Source organism: Microbulbifer variabilis (genome assembly GCF_056232115.1).
In genome coordinates this window covers 3,876,882-3,893,247 of sequence record NZ_CP174325.1, presented here as the reverse complement: position 1 = coordinate 3,893,247, position 16,366 = coordinate 3,876,882, and the positions used below count along the sequence as shown (strand labels likewise).

Below are 16,366 nucleotides of genomic sequence, written 5' to 3'. Positions count from 1 at the left end.
CAGAGACATCCTGTAAGGATGGCCAGAATTGAGTATCTTACCTAACAACTATTTGGATTTAAAAAACCTTCGGCTTGATATCTTGATTATTTGTCAGAGTATCGGCCAAGGACCTTTCCATCTCATCCCAGCTCAAGCGCACCTGGTTAATCACCTCCACCCGGCTTTCCAATGTGTCATCCAGTTCCAAGACCGTGAGCACTTTATCAGCCTTATTAAATCCGAAAACACCTTGCTCGGTAATAAATACACCCTTGATTCTCTCAGCTTCAGTACCGCTGAATAGTGAAAAAAGTGCGTCAAAATCAAATACAAATTCAGGGCTAAAACGCCAGCCACAGCTGTAGTAACCCTCTCCGCTATTCTCTGAACGGAGATAGCCACTCTCTGGCAACAACTCAACTTCATCTACCACCTGAGTTACCGGATGCTGGTGATCATTCCCTGTAGAAAGCTGGAAACTACTGGGAATTTGAAGCCAATCTAATTCGATACGCCCCTGCTCCACCACTTGCAGAGGTTTTTCTGTGCCTTCACCTAAAAATGAGAGAAAACGCTGAAGATTTTGCAAGTCCTCAGGACCATAGAGGTCAGACTTGTTGGCAACCACCAGGTCGGCAACTTCCAATTGCTGCCGAAAAGTCTCACTACGCAAATAGCGGTCGTCCTCTATACAGCGAGCATCCACCAAAGTAAGCGTACCACGAAGGTTCAAAACACCGCCGCGTACAGCGTCAGACAGCGCTTCGAGCACCTCTCGTGGATGCCCCAGGCCCGTGGGCTCGATCAATAGACGATGGGGCCTGGCTTTGGCCAGTAACTGATTTAAAGCAACCTGCATTGGTAAGCCAGCCGTACAGCACATACAACCACCGGGTACCTCTCGAATATAAACACTGTCTTCCTGGCCCGATTCAAATAGTGCGCCATCAATACCCACCTCTCCAAATTCATTCACCAGAAGGGCCCAGCGCTCATCATTGGGCTTACTTTCCAGAAGGTGGCGGATTGCGGTCGTCTTGCCAGCACCCAGAAAACCGGTGATAACGTTGGCGGGCACCCCGCGTATCAACTGACTAGCTGCCATTAAGCTGCATCCCGGCTACATTCATCACAGACACAATCCAACTCTAGTTGCGACGTTTGAAGATGAAACCCAGCACTTTCAACCGTATCGCGCAGCGCGGTGATGACTTCCGGTCTGATGCCAATTTCCCGTACTTTGCTACACCGGTTGCAGATTAAAAACTGTGGGGTTTGGTGGCTGTGATCACAGGTAATATGAGCACAGGCCAGGTACTTGTTTTCTGAATTAAGCTTGTGGACCAAGTTCTCTGTGACCAGGAAGTCCAGCATTCGATAGACCGACATGGCGGGAATTGAATCGCCGACGTCACTATTGTAATGCTCCGCTATTTCATAGGCAGAAAGCGGAGTTTTTGACCGCAGTAAAACGGTTAGAACATTCTTGCGCTTTTCAGTCAGACGCGCCCCTGAACTACGGCAGGCTTGTTCTGCCACGCTCAGGGTCTGTCTGATTTGGGATGCTTTCATAGCTATTTCATTTGAAGTTTGTTGTCTTTAACAGTGAGCAGTTCAGCCCCCTGTCGACCGGAGCTGACCCATTGCACTGCAGCCCCATAAATACTGGGAAATCTCTCGAACAGGGTAACAATAACGCTGTTGAACTGTGCCAGATTATCACACTTGAATTCATAGCTAGCATGGAAACCGCTATGCACCGAATTATCACTGCTAACTTCCGCGCTATAAGGCACCTCAACATCCACGCTTCGGGGCTTACAATTGGTTCCAACAAACTCCAGGAAGAGATCAGGCTTAGCAAGTTCGAGGGACACCTGATCCCACAATTGTTGTTGAGCATGGTACGTGGCACGTGCTCAAACCCCACCAGATTGGCTGAAGGTGACTCCAGCTCGATACGGATTCTATCTGCCTCGGCCACCAGGTACATTATTGCCTTACCGTGAGTATGCCCCCTATATCTCAGGCAACTGGACCGGCAAACAACAAAGCAACCAACAGAACCCCTGCAAAATTCATTATCCGCACCTAACCAACCTAAGCGACCCGATATATCAAGCGCTGGTTTACCCAGTGGGCGATGATTAACAAGCCAGCACCGAGGATACTGGCGACTAGCTCCCATACTCCCTCCAGATAAAGCGCCCCAACCAATAGCAGTGCCCCAGAGAAGCCCACGATCATTACCGCATAGCGTTGATGACGTCGACAGGAGGCTGGGAAGCTGGCCAAAGCCAGGGTCACTACCGGCACGAGCAAAAGCAAGTGGAGAAACTGGTCGTCCTGCAGTGCACCCAATATCCCCAAACCACCCAATAACGGTAATAAAGGGGTCAAAAGACAGTGCACCAGGCAAACTCCAGAAGCCAAAATCCCTAAAGTATCTCTCACAACAATCCTTTTAATCTTCGAGCATTTAAGACAGATAGCCACACTTCAACCAGAAAATGATATGTTATATCATATATAAAATATTTCAAGTCAAACAGAGCAGTGTGACTAAGGTTCATGCAATGCCGCGAACCAATGAACAGGAACTGCTGGGGATGCCCACCTCAGACTATATGAATGAAAAGCAATTATCCTTACTACATGGACATCAAAGCCTTCCTTATCGCTAATAAGGCTACGAAAACAACACAAGTCTCCGAGGAAACACTAGAGATACTCAGCTTTTTTGAGGCTGATATTCTTGACGGCGACCAGGAATATCGGGAAGAGCCTGAGCTGTCAATGTTGACAGCGGGCCCTTTAGGGTACTTTAATTTCTGTAATTTATTTATTTTGTTTCGATAAATTTTGATAAAAATCAAAGTAACAAAAATTACGTAGCTACAAGCTCTAAAGCCAAAAAATTTGTTAACCAGTAACATACTATACACGTTGAGAGATTACCCCTCATTGAAAAAGTCTACAGGAGACAATCCAGAGATGGCGGAAATTCAGAACTTAGTCAACTCTACAAAAGCAGCCTAACATCACAGAGCATAGCGGGTGGAATTATAAGAGACCCAAATGTAGATCGAAACGCCTCACGTTGTTGTCCTGCCGGCCGAAGCGAAGATTACTCATATAATATACCTCAAAGATAAGGTCAGATCATGTTGGATTATGGTCCTGAGTCCGCGGGGCAAGAGAGCCAGATACTTTTTTTACTCCGCTTACGCATCCTGGGAGGGATCCATTCATAAATCACCAACGGTCTCACCTGTTTTCATTCGCCAATGAATACTACTTTTAACAAGGTAACGGACATGTGGATCCAATTTGAATCAGATCGACTAGACTGTAGACCAAGAGCGAGCAGCAGTGGAAGATCTTCGAATGAATTATTCATTCGGTATCATGATGATCTAAGCGTCGAATAAATTAATTACAGTTATCAATTAAACCAAGCATGATGACATTAAAAGAAACTTTAATTAGAACGACCATTGTCGCCTTAATATGCCTAGCCACCTCGGCTTGTTCTAAAAGAATTGCCAGATTTATAGAGGAAGCTGAAAACTTCGCCCTTGATGAAGAAACAAGCAATATTAAAGTTGAAGACTTAGGTTTCAAAAAAGATAAATATTGCCCAATCAAAAAAAACAACTGCATTAGTTATTATTACGGACCACCTTTAACCAGCAACAACCTACAGTACTCTGTGAAATTTGGAGAGGGAGACAGGAAGAATGTTGTAGGGATTAACTTAAGTAGAAATTCTTTAGAAAGACATTACTCTGGCACTGTAATATTATTACATGGATTTCGAACCGCCAAAGAATTTATGCTTAATTCAGCTCTGTATTTCCGCTTTCTAGGATTTCAGGTTGTTGTTCCTGATCTACTTGGCCATGGTGGCTCGGGTGGCAGGAGGAAATATGGGGTAGAAGACAGTAAATATATCAACAATCTTATTGGCAGCCTAATTGAGGAAGGGGTTATCAACAGTGGGAGAATTTATATTGTAGGAAATTCTATGGGCGCCTTAACGGCCACATACATTTCCTCTTTAAGAACAGATATCAGTGGAATTATTCTTTTGGCTCCGATGCCGCCATTTGATGAAGCTGTATACAATTATGCAAAACGTGACCACCCCCTGCTAAGCAGAATTATTCCTGAGAAGGACTTCCGTAAGGGTGCGCTTTTAGCCTTAAAAAAAGCCAAAATCAATTTGAATGATACAAAAATACTACCTATTATTGAGTCCTCCCAGGCCCCTACACTACTAATACTCTCAGATTCGGACAAAATTTCGCCTTACGCAGATTTCGAACAGTTGAGAAATGACAATATCAAGATCATCAAAATTCATGACAGATATCATCCGAGCATGAATACAATAGGGGAAGTCGAACATAAAGCAATCATTAGTTGGCTCAACACTACCCAAAATTAATCTTATAAAACTTGACAACCAATTCTCTCCTGTTCGAACAATACAGGAGTCGTCATCTTAGAACCTAAACACAAAGATAAAGATCAATACTTCCCTAGTATCAATTTAGATTATATCTCCACATTCAAACCGGGAAAACATTCAATTGGAATTGTGACCCCATAAAAAATTATACAATAAATTCAAACCATGCTTGATCATATTACGCCAGTTCAGTTTGTGGAGAAATTGGGATTCAGTACGATTTGGGTCAGGATCGCAAAAGCTGCTGCCTCTGTTGATCAAATCTCAGGCGAGTGCTTAATTCTAGGGATCGCCAACGGCGATCGTCCGGAAGAATATCCTGCGATGAATGTTTCGTATCAGGAGCGAGGGAAACTGTTCCGGGAAAACTATAAATATATTCGCCGTGTAGCAGAGCCCTCCCCCCAACTTCAAAGCTCCTTTGGGGCAATTTCTGGTGACCTGGACATATTACCCAAACCGAAAAAAACAATACTGCCCTTTTTGATAACGGGATCCTCTCAGCAGTCCCCAGATTGGCTCTCTAACAACGGAGATGGTTGGATCACCTATCCTCGTCCATATAACGCGCAAGAGCAATTTATTGGTCAATTGAGAAATAACTCTGCCATTAACAAGCCTTTGATGGAACCACTCTATATTGATATAACTGAAACCCCAGATGCCCTACCACACCCCATACACTTGGGATATCGACTGAGTATTAACCAATTATACCAATACCTTAAGTCGCAAGAAGAGATCGGGGTTAACCATGTTGCTCTGAACCTCCGATTTAACCGGGCAAATATTGAAGAAACGCTTGGAGCAATTTCGGAAATAATTCTCCCACGTTTTAATGAAAAGGAATAACAAATGCGTAAGACCATTTTATTGACAGGCGGTACTGACGGTATCGGATTAGAAACTGCTAAAATACTGGCAGCAAAGGGTCATACTCTGCTCTTACATGGCCGTAGCAATACAAAACTAGAAAGTGTGAAAGAAGCAATAAAGCAAAGCTATCCCAAGGGCCACATAAATACATTCCGAGCAGATTTATCCAATTTATCAGATGTGTTAGCACTGGCCTCAATGGTAAAAGATCAATATTCAAATATTGATGTTCTTATCAATAATGCCGGCGTATTTAAAGTACAGAACCCAATAACCGACACGGGTTACGATGTTCGTTTTATTATAAATGTTATTGCCCCCTATTTGTTAACGACACGGCTATTGCCGCTGGTTAGCGCCGATGGCCGCATTATTAATCTATCTTCTGCGGCGCAAGCAACTGTGAACCTCGAAGCGCTCAAAGGTCACCAACAACTATCCGACAGCGACGCTTATGCCCAAAGTAAATTGGCTCTTACCATGTGGACCTTTCAACTAGCCCGCTCACTTGGCGACAAGGCCCCGCAATTTATCGCAATCAATCCCGCCTCATTTCTGGGTAGCAAAATGGTAAAAGATGCTTACGGAGCTCAAGGGAAAGACTTAAGTATCGGCGCCAATATATTGGTACGGGCGGCACTCGATGATGAGTTCTCAAACGCTAGCGGTAAATACTTTGACAATGACATAGGCAATTGGTCCCAGCCGCACCCAGACGCGCTAGATGAGAAAAAGAGAAAGGTACTTATTGAAGAAATTGAGAACACTCTCGACAAACTCGGCATTAAAAATACCTAAGACGTTAACGCAATCAATTAAAAGGAATTCACCATGAAATATGAAGGTTTTACCACATTCACGGCGAAACAAGATAACGGAATCCTAACTGTGACATTTGACTTTGGTCCCGTGAATGTCCAAGGGCAAGAAATGCTGGCCGACTTAAACAGCCTGGCTATGCGCCTGGAACGGGATCGAAAAACCAAAGTCGTTGTGTTTCAGTCTGCAAATCCGGAGGTTTGGGTATGTCATTACGATACTGAGCTATTAAAAAACATGTCTGATGAAGCTGTATCTCGCGAAGAAGCCCAACTGTTGGATTTACAGGCTGTCTGTGAACGCATCAGTAAGGTGCCCCAGGCAACGATCGCCAAACTAGAAGGCTTCGCCAGAGGTGGTGGCCATGAACTGGCCTTGGCACTCGATATGCGTTTCGCAGCCCGAGGAAAATATAAATTCATGCAAATGGAAGTGGGTATGGGAATCCTCCCCTGCGGGGGAGGCGCATCAAGGATGGCTCGCCAGACAGGACTGGGTAAAGCGCTGGAGATTATTCTCAGCGCACGTGATTTCGATGCTGACGAAGCGGAAAGGCTCGGCACAATCAACAAAGCACTAGACCCAGATGAAATTGGCGAGTATGTCGATAGCCTGGCGAAGAGAATTGCTCAATTTCCAGCAGAATCAATCAATGCCTGTAAGCAGGCGGTTTATGAGTCAGTCGATAAGCCTATCAATGAAGCGCTAAAAGCGGAGGCCTATTGGCTGTATCAAGCAACCAGTAAAACACCTGCCTTAAAACGCTTCTCTATCGCAGATGAACAAGGGTTGGAACACGATATTGAAAATCAGCGGAACTGGAACCAACTGGTGATGGATGTACAAAAAATAAACTAGCAGTAGCAATTGGGCATCCGACGATTTACAGACTGCGATGCCCTACTTACTTCTGACACTTAGATAAATCTCTACAGAAAGTACACTTTTTGGGAATCAAAATGAGAGCAATGATTGTAAATACCTTTGGCGGCCCAGACGTATTTGAAGCTGCTGAAGTACCCAAGCCGACCACCAAAGCTGGCCATGTGCTGATTAAAATATCAGCAACCAGCGTCAACACCGTAGATACCATGATTCGCTAAATGGGACCTGCATTACCCCTTTCACCGAAAGCCCCAGCAATATTGGGTATGGACTTCGCTGGTGTTGTTGAAGAGATTGGCGAAGGTGTAACCGATTATCAAGTGGGCGATGAAGTCTATGGCTGCGCAGGTGGACTGGCTGACTTACCGGGAACATTAGCCGAATATATTGTTGCAGACGCGAACTTAATTGCCCTGAAACCCGAGAACCTGACCATGCGGGAAGCAGCAGCTTTGCCCTTAGTAGGCATAACCGCCTACGAAGGGTTACAGCGTGCGGGGGTTAAGCCTGCACAAAGTGTTCTTGTTCACGGTGGCTCGGGCGGTGTGGGTCATATAGCTGTACAGCTGGCTCGTCACTTTGGTGCTGATGTTTACTCAACAGGCTCCGGAGATCCTCAACTGGCAATGATTGAAAAATTGGGGGCAACGCCGATTAACTACCGGACTGAATCAGTTGAGTCTTATGTACTGAAGTACACCAACGGAGCAGGCTTCGATATAGTATTCGACTCAGTCGGTGGTGCAAATATAACGAACTCTTTTGAGGCAGCAAAACTCAATGGCCAAGTAGCTACTACCGTTTCCATGGTAGCACTTGATCTGACGCCTGCTCACTTTAAAGGCTTGTCTTTGCATGTCATATTTATGTTAATTCCAATGCTACACAATTACCACCGTGAGGAACACGGGCATATTTTAAAAGCACTAAAAGCCATTACTGAAGCAGGCGATCTCAAACCTGTGCTTGATGAAACTTCTTATAGTTTGCCTGATATTGGCAAGGCCCATGAACGGCTGGCAAGTGGGCAAGCTATGGGGAAAGTTGTTGTGAATATCGATCCCTAAGACTGACTAATAGAGATTTCAACTCGCAAATCTCCATTATTGATGGGAATAACGCAAAAAATGTAGATGTTCAGACCTGATATGATCAGCCTCGGTTACTCAGAAAACTTCATTTTAGGTCTGAACTGTCTCAACCCGCTCACACTAATTTATCAACATATTTTGTTAAAATAGACATCTTATTTGAAGAACAATTTCCCCACTCAAATTTGTAAGGTGGGCTTAATCCCCTTATAGTTGTAAATGTATTAAAAATATACCAACCTTAAAAAGAGTCCCAAAATCTACCAGCAATTGGTCCCAAAGAGCGCTCTCTATTACGAATAATACATAGATCAAAACTGCTAAATGCTTCAATCCCCTCAACATTAATAGGTACAAGCAAACCTCGCTCTAGTTCACTCTTTATGAAGTGCCTTGGTATTCGACCCCAACCAAGTCCAGCAAGGGTCAGCTCTTTTTTTGTATGGTAGTCATTAACAAACCATCTGCGCCCAACTTCCAGCAAGTTGATATTTCCCTTATTTTCTGAGCGGCCCGTATCCCTGACGACAATTTGGGGTAGTTGTGCAGCCTCCAATTGTGAAATTTCATCGCCAGGAAAAACATCAGGAGCCACAACATTAACTAATTCGACCTGCCCTATTTTCTTCCACTCATGCTTGCTCTCAACGCCGAACAAAGTAGCAAATGCCAGATCAGCTTCATTGCCATCTATGCGCTCCATTACGCCAGACAATAGTTCAGTGCTAATACTAAAATCCGTATTAGGAAAAGACAGCACTATAGGTTTGATCTGTTCCAGAAGTGGGCTTAGCTCGACAATACCACTAATGACCACAGTAAATTTGGGTTCTATTCCCGCACCAAGCTGGTGCCCCATTACAGAGAGCTGCTCGAGGCTTTGCATAACTCTCTTAGTCTGCTGATAAAAAGCCTGCCCCTGTTTTGTGAGGTTCGGTCTATAGCTATCCCTATCAAATAAGGGAAAGCCAAATTCTTCTTCAAGCTTCTTAACCGCATTACTAATCGTCGGCTGGGTTTTGAAAATCGCCTTGGCCGCTCCACGAAAGCTTCCCTGCTCCACAACGGCAATAAACATCTTGAGCTGCTCTTGGGTCATATCAATACTCGATTCATAGAATCTATCATTTTGATCCAAATATACCATTATTATTTTATCGGGAGTATGGCTAATCTGCGTCCTGTCGAAACAAGCAGAGTCAACAGAAATGACTAAAAAAGACAGTGATCTGAGCATTTTTTCCCACGGAAAGCTCGGCCATATGGAAACTGATAGCCGTATCATTATGGCTGCCTTGACACGTGCAAGGATCGGTCGAGATGGTGTACCAACAGACGTTAACGCCAAGTATTACGCCCAGCGTGCCAGTGCGGCGATGATTATCTCGGAAGCTACCGCGATCTCAGCCCAAGGGCTTGGATGGGTGAATACCCCAGGCATTTTTACAGAAGAGCAAATCGCGGGCTGGAAAAAGGTTACCGATGCTGTACATCGTCAGGGAGGAAAAATTTTTGTCCAGCTCTGGCACATGGGCCGAGAAGTACATCCAGACCTTATCGGCGGTCAAACACCTGTTGCTCCCTCGCCGATTGCAGCTGAGGGTGAAGCACATACTTATACGGGAAAGAAGCCTTATGCAGTTCCGAAGGCTCTAACATATGAGGAGATTCAAAGTATTATCGCAGATTATAAGCAGGCAGCTAAGAATGCGCTTATAGCCGGCTTTGATGGGGTTGAACTCCACGCTGCAGGGCCTTACCTTCCGGCTCAGTTTCTTCACGACAGCACCAATCATCGTACAGATGCCTACGGCGGCAGTGTAGAAAACAGAGCTCGCTTCATCTTCGAAGTAACTTCTGCATTATGTGAGGTCTGGGGATCAAATAGAGTTGGAATCAAGCTATCTCCGGAAATCAGCTTGACGGACAGTAATGCTCAAAAAACCTATCTATATGTTGTCAACCAACTGAACAGATATAACCTTGCTTACCTACAGATGATGGAACGGGCCTGGGACAGAGAGAACCAACCAAACATTGACCACACCCAGCTGCGCAAAACCTATAAAGGCCTTTACGTAGCCAATGGAATGTATGATCTTAAATCCGCAAACAATGCCATTGCCGATGGCTCTGCCGATTACATTTCATTTGGCCGTTTATTTATATCCAATCCGGACCTCGTAGAGCGCCTCGCAAATAATGGCCCCTTTAACGAAGAGGATATGTCTTCATTTTTCGCTGGCGATGAACGCGGGTATTTAGATTACCCCTCATTAGTGGCACAAAACTCTTAACTTACACATATATCAATTTCACTTAGGTGTAATCATGGAAAAAATCTTAATTACCGGCGGTACCGGAAATAACGGCAAAGCCGTTCTTAAAAACTTTGCAAACACCAATATACCTGTCAGGGCCCTGCTTCGGGATCTTTCCAGAGCTCCAATCGTAGCTGACAATATCAGCTATGTAATAGGAGACTATGAGAATGAATCTTCACTACTGGAAGCTATGCAAGGTATCGAGACTGCCTTTTTGGTTACAGCATTCGAACCTTCATTTACTAATAAGCATGCCGCTTTTATTCGTATAGCGGAGCAAGCTGGCGTAAAGCATATTGTACAAATCTCCGGCTTAGGTGCTGATAAGGATTCACCAATTGACATAGCTAGATGGTTGGGAGAGGCAGAAGAGCATCTTATCGAATCAACGTTAAACTGGACAATTCTTCAGCCCGCCAGTTTTAACAGCAATTTCTTTGCCTCTGCAGAAGAAATTGCTCAACAAAGCACAATTAGTGCTCCATTTGGCTCTGCACCGGGGGCAGCTATTGTTACTGTTGACCATCAGGATATCGGTGATATAGCAGCCAAAATACTAGTAGAACCGGGCGAGCATATTGGTAAGAAGTATATTCTTACTGGGGCAGAAAAATTAACTTATACGGATATATCAAATATATTATCTGAAGTCCTGCAGAGGAAGATAACCTATCAACCTATTAGTGATGAAGCAGCAAGGTCAGGATTATTAAGTTTGGGGGTTTCAGAGAGAGCTGCCGATGCGTTGGCACAGCTTTGGCCTGTAACCCGCGAGTGGGGGCACACGATTGAGCTTTCCAATCACGTAGAGCAACTTCTGGACAGAAAACCAACTTTACTCAAGACATTCTTTGAAAACGCAGCTAGCCAGTTCAGTAAAAAAGAGGTCTAAATGTAGAGCTATAATTACCCTCATAGCCGCATTGGGCATATCAGAGTTATAGGTCATGTTCCTGCGCCGATGCCTACAGACAGCAGTGCAGGAACATTACTGATTTTTTAACGATCAGTCACTTTAAAAGAAAGAAAGTACCCTTCCGTTGATAAAAACACTTTCAGTATTTTATCCAGGCCCCCATCCTTACCCTGAGTGCTGACAACCCACTGTCGCTGGTTGTCAACACGCTGCATGGCGGCATTGAGCGGCTTGCCAGACCAGGACTCGTTAAGCTTACCCTCTTTGATTAGGCGAGCTACTTCCTGGCTGGCGATGCCTTTGGCTTCTACCATAGATACAGTGGCAAAATTGTCTCTCTCATGGTCACCATGGGCGAAAGCAAGATTTGCGAAGCCTAAGGTAACTGATACACAGATGACTCGAATAAGTTTGTTCATAATACTCTCTTTCTTCTCGGTTTTAGCGAATGTTGATAAAAAAGCGTTACTGTTTGAGTCCAATAACCTCGTAGAACCCCTTTGTTTTTAGAGTGATTTTCACAGACTCCTGACCGTTATTCTTCCAATACCAGCCATGGGAACCATCAAAAGGCGTGGTGAGAGAGCCACTCATTTTATTTGCGGTAGCAATAGCAAAGCTCTCAAAGTAGCCGGTAGTATCGCCTGTGGGTTCGCCGTGAAAATCAAAGTAAAGCTCACCACTCTCCGTTACCCACTCATATTCCAAATGACCGTATTTATCCAATTGAAATTTGTATTCAATTCCACGGCCAGCGGGCACTTCAATAGTTGTAGTGTCAGTCCGATAAGCAAAGGACTGCTCGCCACGCTGCACTACTTCTGGTGCAGCAATTTCCTGCTCTTGACTGTTTAATTCAGTCAGTCCCAGTGCACTGCCAATTCCAGTAGGATCTATATTGTATTCAGCTGGCAGGATTACTGTGGTCAACATAATGGCTGCAAGCACGCCAGCAGCAAGTGTGGATTTAATCAGCGTTTGTGCAGTCTGCACTGGCATTTCAGTTGTATTCATTCTGTAAGCTCTAAATCTATATTCTTTCTGTTCAATTAACTTTATAAAGTCACTTTCTGGCTATCTAACCTACGAAGTAGCCTGTCATCTGGTAACCCACCAACATCAGTCCACCACTCATTAGTAAGGTATTTGTCATGGTGGAAAAGCGCAGAAAACTGTCAAAGCGACGCCAATAATTGATGGCGAGAAGAATAAACAGCAACGCAACAAACTGACCAATTTCTACTCCGACATTAAAGGCCAGGATATTCTCCACCAACCCATCGCTGGACAGCTTGAATTCCTGTAATTTGGTTGCCAAACCAAAACCGTGGAAGAGTCCAAAAATCAGTACGGCAGCCTTGGTATTAGGCTGGAAGCCAAAAACCCGTTTGAAGCCGCCGAGATTATCGAAGCCTTTATAGACAATGGATAATCCAATAATGGCATCGATCAAATAGGCATTCACATGGGTGTCGTTAAGCACTCCAAATAACAAAGTTAAGCTATGACCGAGCGTAAAGAAGCTTACATAGATAAGAACATCTTTTGATCGATATAAAAAGAAAATGACTCCCACCAGGAACAGCAGGTGGTCATAGCCAGTCACCATATGCTTGGCGCCAATATATAGAAAGGGAATAATAGATACCCCTTCGTTGCCGGCAAGAAAAGTCTTGGTCGCATCGTCCACTCCATGGGCAAATAGCGGCATAGATATCACCATACCTGCTATCAGCGTCATCAAGCCGAAAACTGTTTTTAAACTATTGAGCAACGTTACTACCTCCCGTTTTTAAAGTTCTAAATTCTTGTGAACCAAAGCGCACACAGGCCCAGTTAACTGGCTCCAGCCAGAGCCACTTCAGGGTTATCTTGTAAGCTCTCAGACTTGGCATTCCTGCCATGTAAAATTCTGTAGAGTGCCGGTAAGACTAAAAGCGTCAGGATTGTTGATGAGACAATACCGCCAATAACCACCGTAGCCAGTGGGCGCTGTACTTCAGAGCCAATACCAGTATTCAGGGCCATGGGCACAAAACCGAGTGAGGCAACCAGTGCGGTACTAATGACCGGACGTAAGCGGATCAGGGCGCCCTCAATAATGGCCTTTTCTATGCTGTAACCTTGGTCACGCAGGTCCCGGATAAAGGAAACCATTACCAGGCCGTTAAGGATGGCAATCCCGGAAAGTGCGATAAAACCAACGGCTGCGGAAATGGAGAAAGGGATATCCCGCAACATTAAAGAGAGCACACCGCCGGTTAATGCGAGGGGTATACCGGTAAAAATAATTGCCGCATCTTTTATGGAGCGAAGTGCCAGCAGGAGAAGCCCCATAATCAACACAAGGGTCAGCGGCACTACAATCGATAAGCGTTCAGTAGCAGACTGTAGGGTTTGATAGGTTCCGCCGTATTCAACCCAGTAACCGAGTGGTATTTCCACTTTATCGGAAACGGACTGCTGTACATCAGCAACAAAGCTACCCAGATCCCTACCCCGCACATTGGCCGTTACCACTACCCTGCGTTTACCGTTCTCGCGGAAAACCTGATTGATACCGGCAGTGAGTTCCAAGCTGGCAATTTCCTCCAGGGGCACATAGTTGCCATTGGGTCGATGAATCGGCAGTTTCTTTAGCGCATCCAAATCCTGGCGCAATACCTCTGGCAAACGCACAACAATATCGGTGCGGCGGTCTCCTTCATAAAAGCGGCCAGCAACCGTACCTCCCAGGGCGGTTGCCAGCTGCTCCTGTACCTGATTGATAGCCAGCCCATACTGGGTTAGTGCGGCCTGGTCAGGAACAATGGCGAGAACCGGTAAACCGCTGGTTTGCTCCATCTGTATATCAGCAACGCCTTCTACACTGCCAATAGCCGCTTCAATTTCACCGCCCAAACGCTCTAATTGCTCAAAGTCATCGCCAAAGACTTTGATCGCCAATTCCGCACGCACCCCAGCTAAAAGCTCGTTAAAGCGCATCTGGATTGGCTGGAGAAATTCATAGCGGTTGCCGGGGATTGGCTCTACCAGCTTTGCCAGCTCTTCTACCAATTGCTCTTTCGGCTTATCCGGATCTGGCCACTGAGACCTGGGTTTTAGGATAATAAAGTTATCGGCAACACTTGGGGGAACGGCATCGGTAGCCACTTCCGCAGTACCAATTTTGGCGAATACACGCTCCACTTCGGGCAACTCTTTAATCCGCTCCTCCAAGGATTTTTGTAGTGCAATCGCTTGTTCCAGGGATGTGCCGGGAATACGCAAGGCGTGCATGGCAATATCGCCTTCATCCAGATTCGGCACAAATTCGCTACCCATTCTGCTTGCCGTATAACAGGAAACCAACACCAGTAGCGCAGCAATAGCGACAACCATGCCACGCTGGCGCAGTGCAAACTCCAAGGCCGGGCGATAAAAGCTATTCAGCTTCTCAAGTGCAGGGTTTTTCTTTTCGATCACCGGTTTGCGAAATAGCAGCGCTATGCCGGCTGGCACCAAAGTGATGGAAAGAAACATCGCAGAAAGCAGCGCAATCACCACGGTAATTGCCATCGGATGGAACATCTTGCCCTCCACTCCGGTCAGGGCAAAAATGGGTAAATACACGGCTGTGATAATGAAAACACCAAACATGGCCGGGCGAATCACTTCCCGCGTCGATTGAAATACCAGGGTAAGCCGCTCTTTAAGACTCAACTGGCCACGCTCGCGGGCGGATTCGCTGAGACGTCGCAGACAGTTCTCGACAATAATGATGGCCCCATCCACCAACAAGCCAAAGTCCAGCGCCCCCAGACTCATCAGGTTTGCACTTACGCGGGCCTGAACCATGCCGGTGATAGTCATTAACATGGCTACCGGAATGACCAGCGCAGTGAGAATTGCTGCGCGAACATTCCCCAGCAGCAGGAAAAGAACCGCGATAACCAGCAGCGCACCTTCCATAAGATTGGTTTGGATCGTGCGCAATGTCTGGTCAACCAGACCGGTACGATCATAAACCGCAGTCAATGTGATACCAGGCGGTAGGCTCTGTTTGATATCCTCTAGCTTTTCACCAACTGCACCTGCAACGGTGCGACTATTTTCGCCAACCAGCATGAAAACGGTGCTCATCACCACTTCCCTGCCGTTCTGAGTAGCCGCTCCGGTGCGCATTTCGCGCCCCTCTTCGATCTTGGCCAAGTCGCCAAGGCGAACAGCAACGCCATTCACTTCCGCAACCAGGAAATCCTTCAGTGTCTCTAACGAGCTTGCCTGCCCCGGAACCCGCAACAACCACTGGGCGCCACTGTGTTCAATAAAGCCTACACCGCGGTTACGATTGTTCTCCTCGATCGAGCGAATCAGGTCTTCCTGCGTCAGGCCAAATGCCAGCAGTTTATCCGGCTCTATAGCAATCAGAATTTCTCTCTTGAACCCGCCAATCGGATTGACTTCCACCACACCTGGTACACGCAATAACTGCGGGCGCACAATCCAGTCATGCACCGAACGCAAGTCCTTAGGTGTTACGGCACTGCCATCAGCATTGGTGGCTCCAGGTTCAGAGTCCACTGTGAACATAAAGATTTCGCCAAGACCCGTGGCGATGGGTCCAAGCTCCGGCTCCAAACCAGCAGGCAGTGCACCACGTACACTAGTGAGCCGTTCATTCACTAACTGGCGGGCAAAATAAATATCGGTGCCATCTTCAAAAATCACCGTAACCTGCGACAATCCATACCGCGAAACGGAGCGTGTATAAGCAAGGCTCGGCAAACCAGCCATTGCATTTTCCACTGGGTATGTAACCCGTTGCTCAACTTCTTTAGGGGTATACCCCGGTGCCTCCGTATTAATAACCACCTGGATATTGGTGATATCCGGTACCGCATCAATGGGCAGCCGGGTGAAATTCCAAATGCCCAAACCGCACAGTAGTAGCACAAGGGCAATAACCAGCCCGCGATTTTGAATTGAGGTTCTTATCAAGTACTCAAGCATGTCGAAC

Annotated in this window: 16 protein-coding genes and 1 pseudogene; 8 read left to right on the top strand and 9 right to left on the bottom strand. The window is 45.9% G+C overall.

What is annotated here, in order from left to right; all coding sequences use genetic code 11:
* Positions 1-58: 58 nt before the first annotated feature.
* From ACJJI7_RS17450 to ACJJI7_RS17435, 4 genes and pseudogenes are all read right to left on the bottom strand, one after another.
* Entirely contained in the window at positions 59-1,087 is a 1,029-nt protein-coding gene (locus ACJJI7_RS17450; RefSeq protein WP_444901629.1) for a CobW family GTP-binding protein, read from the bottom strand.
* A complete protein-coding gene (locus ACJJI7_RS17445) occupies positions 1,087-1,554 on the bottom strand; it encodes a Fur family transcriptional regulator (RefSeq protein ID WP_444901630.1) in 468 nt (155 codons plus the stop codon). The genes ACJJI7_RS17450 and ACJJI7_RS17445 overlap by 1 nt, the downstream gene beginning before the upstream one ends.
* Before the next feature lie 2 nt (positions 1,555-1,556).
* A pseudogene (locus ACJJI7_RS17440) lies at positions 1,557-1,975 on the bottom strand (ZrgA family zinc uptake protein).
* A 107-nt stretch (positions 1,976-2,082) separates the two neighbouring features.
* A complete protein-coding gene (locus ACJJI7_RS17435; RefSeq protein WP_475717091.1) occupies positions 2,083-2,394 on the bottom strand; it encodes a MerC domain-containing protein in 312 nt (103 codons plus the stop codon).
* 1,048 nt (positions 2,395-3,442) lie between these two features.
* Between ACJJI7_RS17435 and ACJJI7_RS17430 the strand changes: the two genes are divergently transcribed.
* From ACJJI7_RS17430 to ACJJI7_RS17405, 6 genes are all read left to right on the top strand, one after another.
* Entirely contained in the window at positions 3,443-4,432 is a 990-nt protein-coding gene (locus ACJJI7_RS17430) for an alpha/beta hydrolase (protein ID WP_282950668.1), read from the top strand.
* 189 nt (positions 4,433-4,621) lie between these two features.
* The gene (locus ACJJI7_RS17425; protein WP_444901632.1) at positions 4,622-5,308 is read left to right on the top strand and encodes an LLM class flavin-dependent oxidoreductase; all 687 of its coding nucleotides are present in this window, start codon (positions 4,622-4,624) and stop codon (positions 5,306-5,308) included.
* Between the two features lie 3 nt (positions 5,309-5,311).
* Complete coding sequence (locus ACJJI7_RS17420; protein ID WP_444901633.1) at positions 5,312-6,130, top strand: SDR family NAD(P)-dependent oxidoreductase; 819 nt, start codon at positions 5,312-5,314, stop codon at positions 6,128-6,130.
* A gap of 33 nt (positions 6,131-6,163) precedes the next feature.
* Positions 6,164-7,009, top strand: a complete 846-nt coding sequence (locus ACJJI7_RS17415; RefSeq protein ID WP_444901634.1) for an enoyl-CoA hydratase/isomerase family protein — start codon at positions 6,164-6,166, stop codon at positions 7,007-7,009.
* Between the two features lie 101 nt (positions 7,010-7,110).
* Complete coding sequence (locus ACJJI7_RS17410; RefSeq protein ID WP_444901635.1) at positions 7,111-7,254, top strand: hypothetical protein; 144 nt, start codon at positions 7,111-7,113, stop codon at positions 7,252-7,254.
* Positions 7,255-8,103 (top strand): zinc-binding dehydrogenase, encoded by an 849-nt coding sequence (locus ACJJI7_RS17405; RefSeq protein ID WP_444901636.1) that lies wholly within the window; start codon positions 7,255-7,257, stop codon positions 8,101-8,103. It begins immediately after the preceding gene.
* Positions 8,104-8,368: 265 nt separating this feature from the next.
* On the opposite strand, the gene ACJJI7_RS17400 is transcribed toward ACJJI7_RS17405, so the two are convergent.
* Positions 8,369-9,226: a LysR family transcriptional regulator gene (locus tag ACJJI7_RS17400; RefSeq protein WP_444901637.1), complete on the bottom strand. Its 858-nt coding sequence runs from the start codon at positions 9,224-9,226 to the stop codon at positions 8,369-8,371.
* 109 nt (positions 9,227-9,335) lie between these two features.
* On the opposite strand from ACJJI7_RS17400, the gene ACJJI7_RS17395 reads away from it, so the two are divergent.
* On the top strand, positions 9,336-10,424 hold the full coding sequence (locus ACJJI7_RS17395; RefSeq protein WP_444901638.1) for an alkene reductase: 1,089 nt from the start codon (positions 9,336-9,338) through the stop codon (positions 10,422-10,424).
* A 34-nt stretch (positions 10,425-10,458) separates the two neighbouring features.
* Entirely contained in the window at positions 10,459-11,343 is an 885-nt protein-coding gene (locus tag ACJJI7_RS17390) for an SDR family oxidoreductase (protein WP_020415323.1), read from the top strand.
* A gap of 107 nt (positions 11,344-11,450) precedes the next feature.
* Here ACJJI7_RS17390 and ACJJI7_RS17385 read toward each other — a convergent pair whose 3' ends face one another.
* The 4 genes from ACJJI7_RS17385 to ACJJI7_RS17370 all read right to left on the bottom strand — a co-directional run bounded on the left by ACJJI7_RS17385 (position 11,451) and on the right by ACJJI7_RS17370 (position 16,359).
* Positions 11,451-11,786: a DUF6488 family protein gene (locus ACJJI7_RS17385; protein ID WP_020415322.1), complete on the bottom strand. Its 336-nt coding sequence runs from the start codon at positions 11,784-11,786 to the stop codon at positions 11,451-11,453.
* Between the two features lie 46 nt (positions 11,787-11,832).
* Complete coding sequence (locus ACJJI7_RS17380; RefSeq protein ID WP_020415321.1) at positions 11,833-12,381, bottom strand: hypothetical protein; 549 nt, start codon at positions 12,379-12,381, stop codon at positions 11,833-11,835.
* A 64-nt stretch (positions 12,382-12,445) separates the two neighbouring features.
* The gene (locus ACJJI7_RS17375; protein WP_425411211.1) at positions 12,446-13,141 is read right to left on the bottom strand and encodes a HupE/UreJ family protein; all 696 of its coding nucleotides are present in this window, start codon (positions 13,139-13,141) and stop codon (positions 12,446-12,448) included.
* A gap of 62 nt (positions 13,142-13,203) precedes the next feature.
* On the bottom strand, positions 13,204-16,359 hold the full coding sequence (locus ACJJI7_RS17370; protein WP_444901639.1) for an efflux RND transporter permease subunit: 3,156 nt from the start codon (positions 16,357-16,359) through the stop codon (positions 13,204-13,206).
* Positions 16,360-16,366 lie beyond the last annotated feature (7 nt).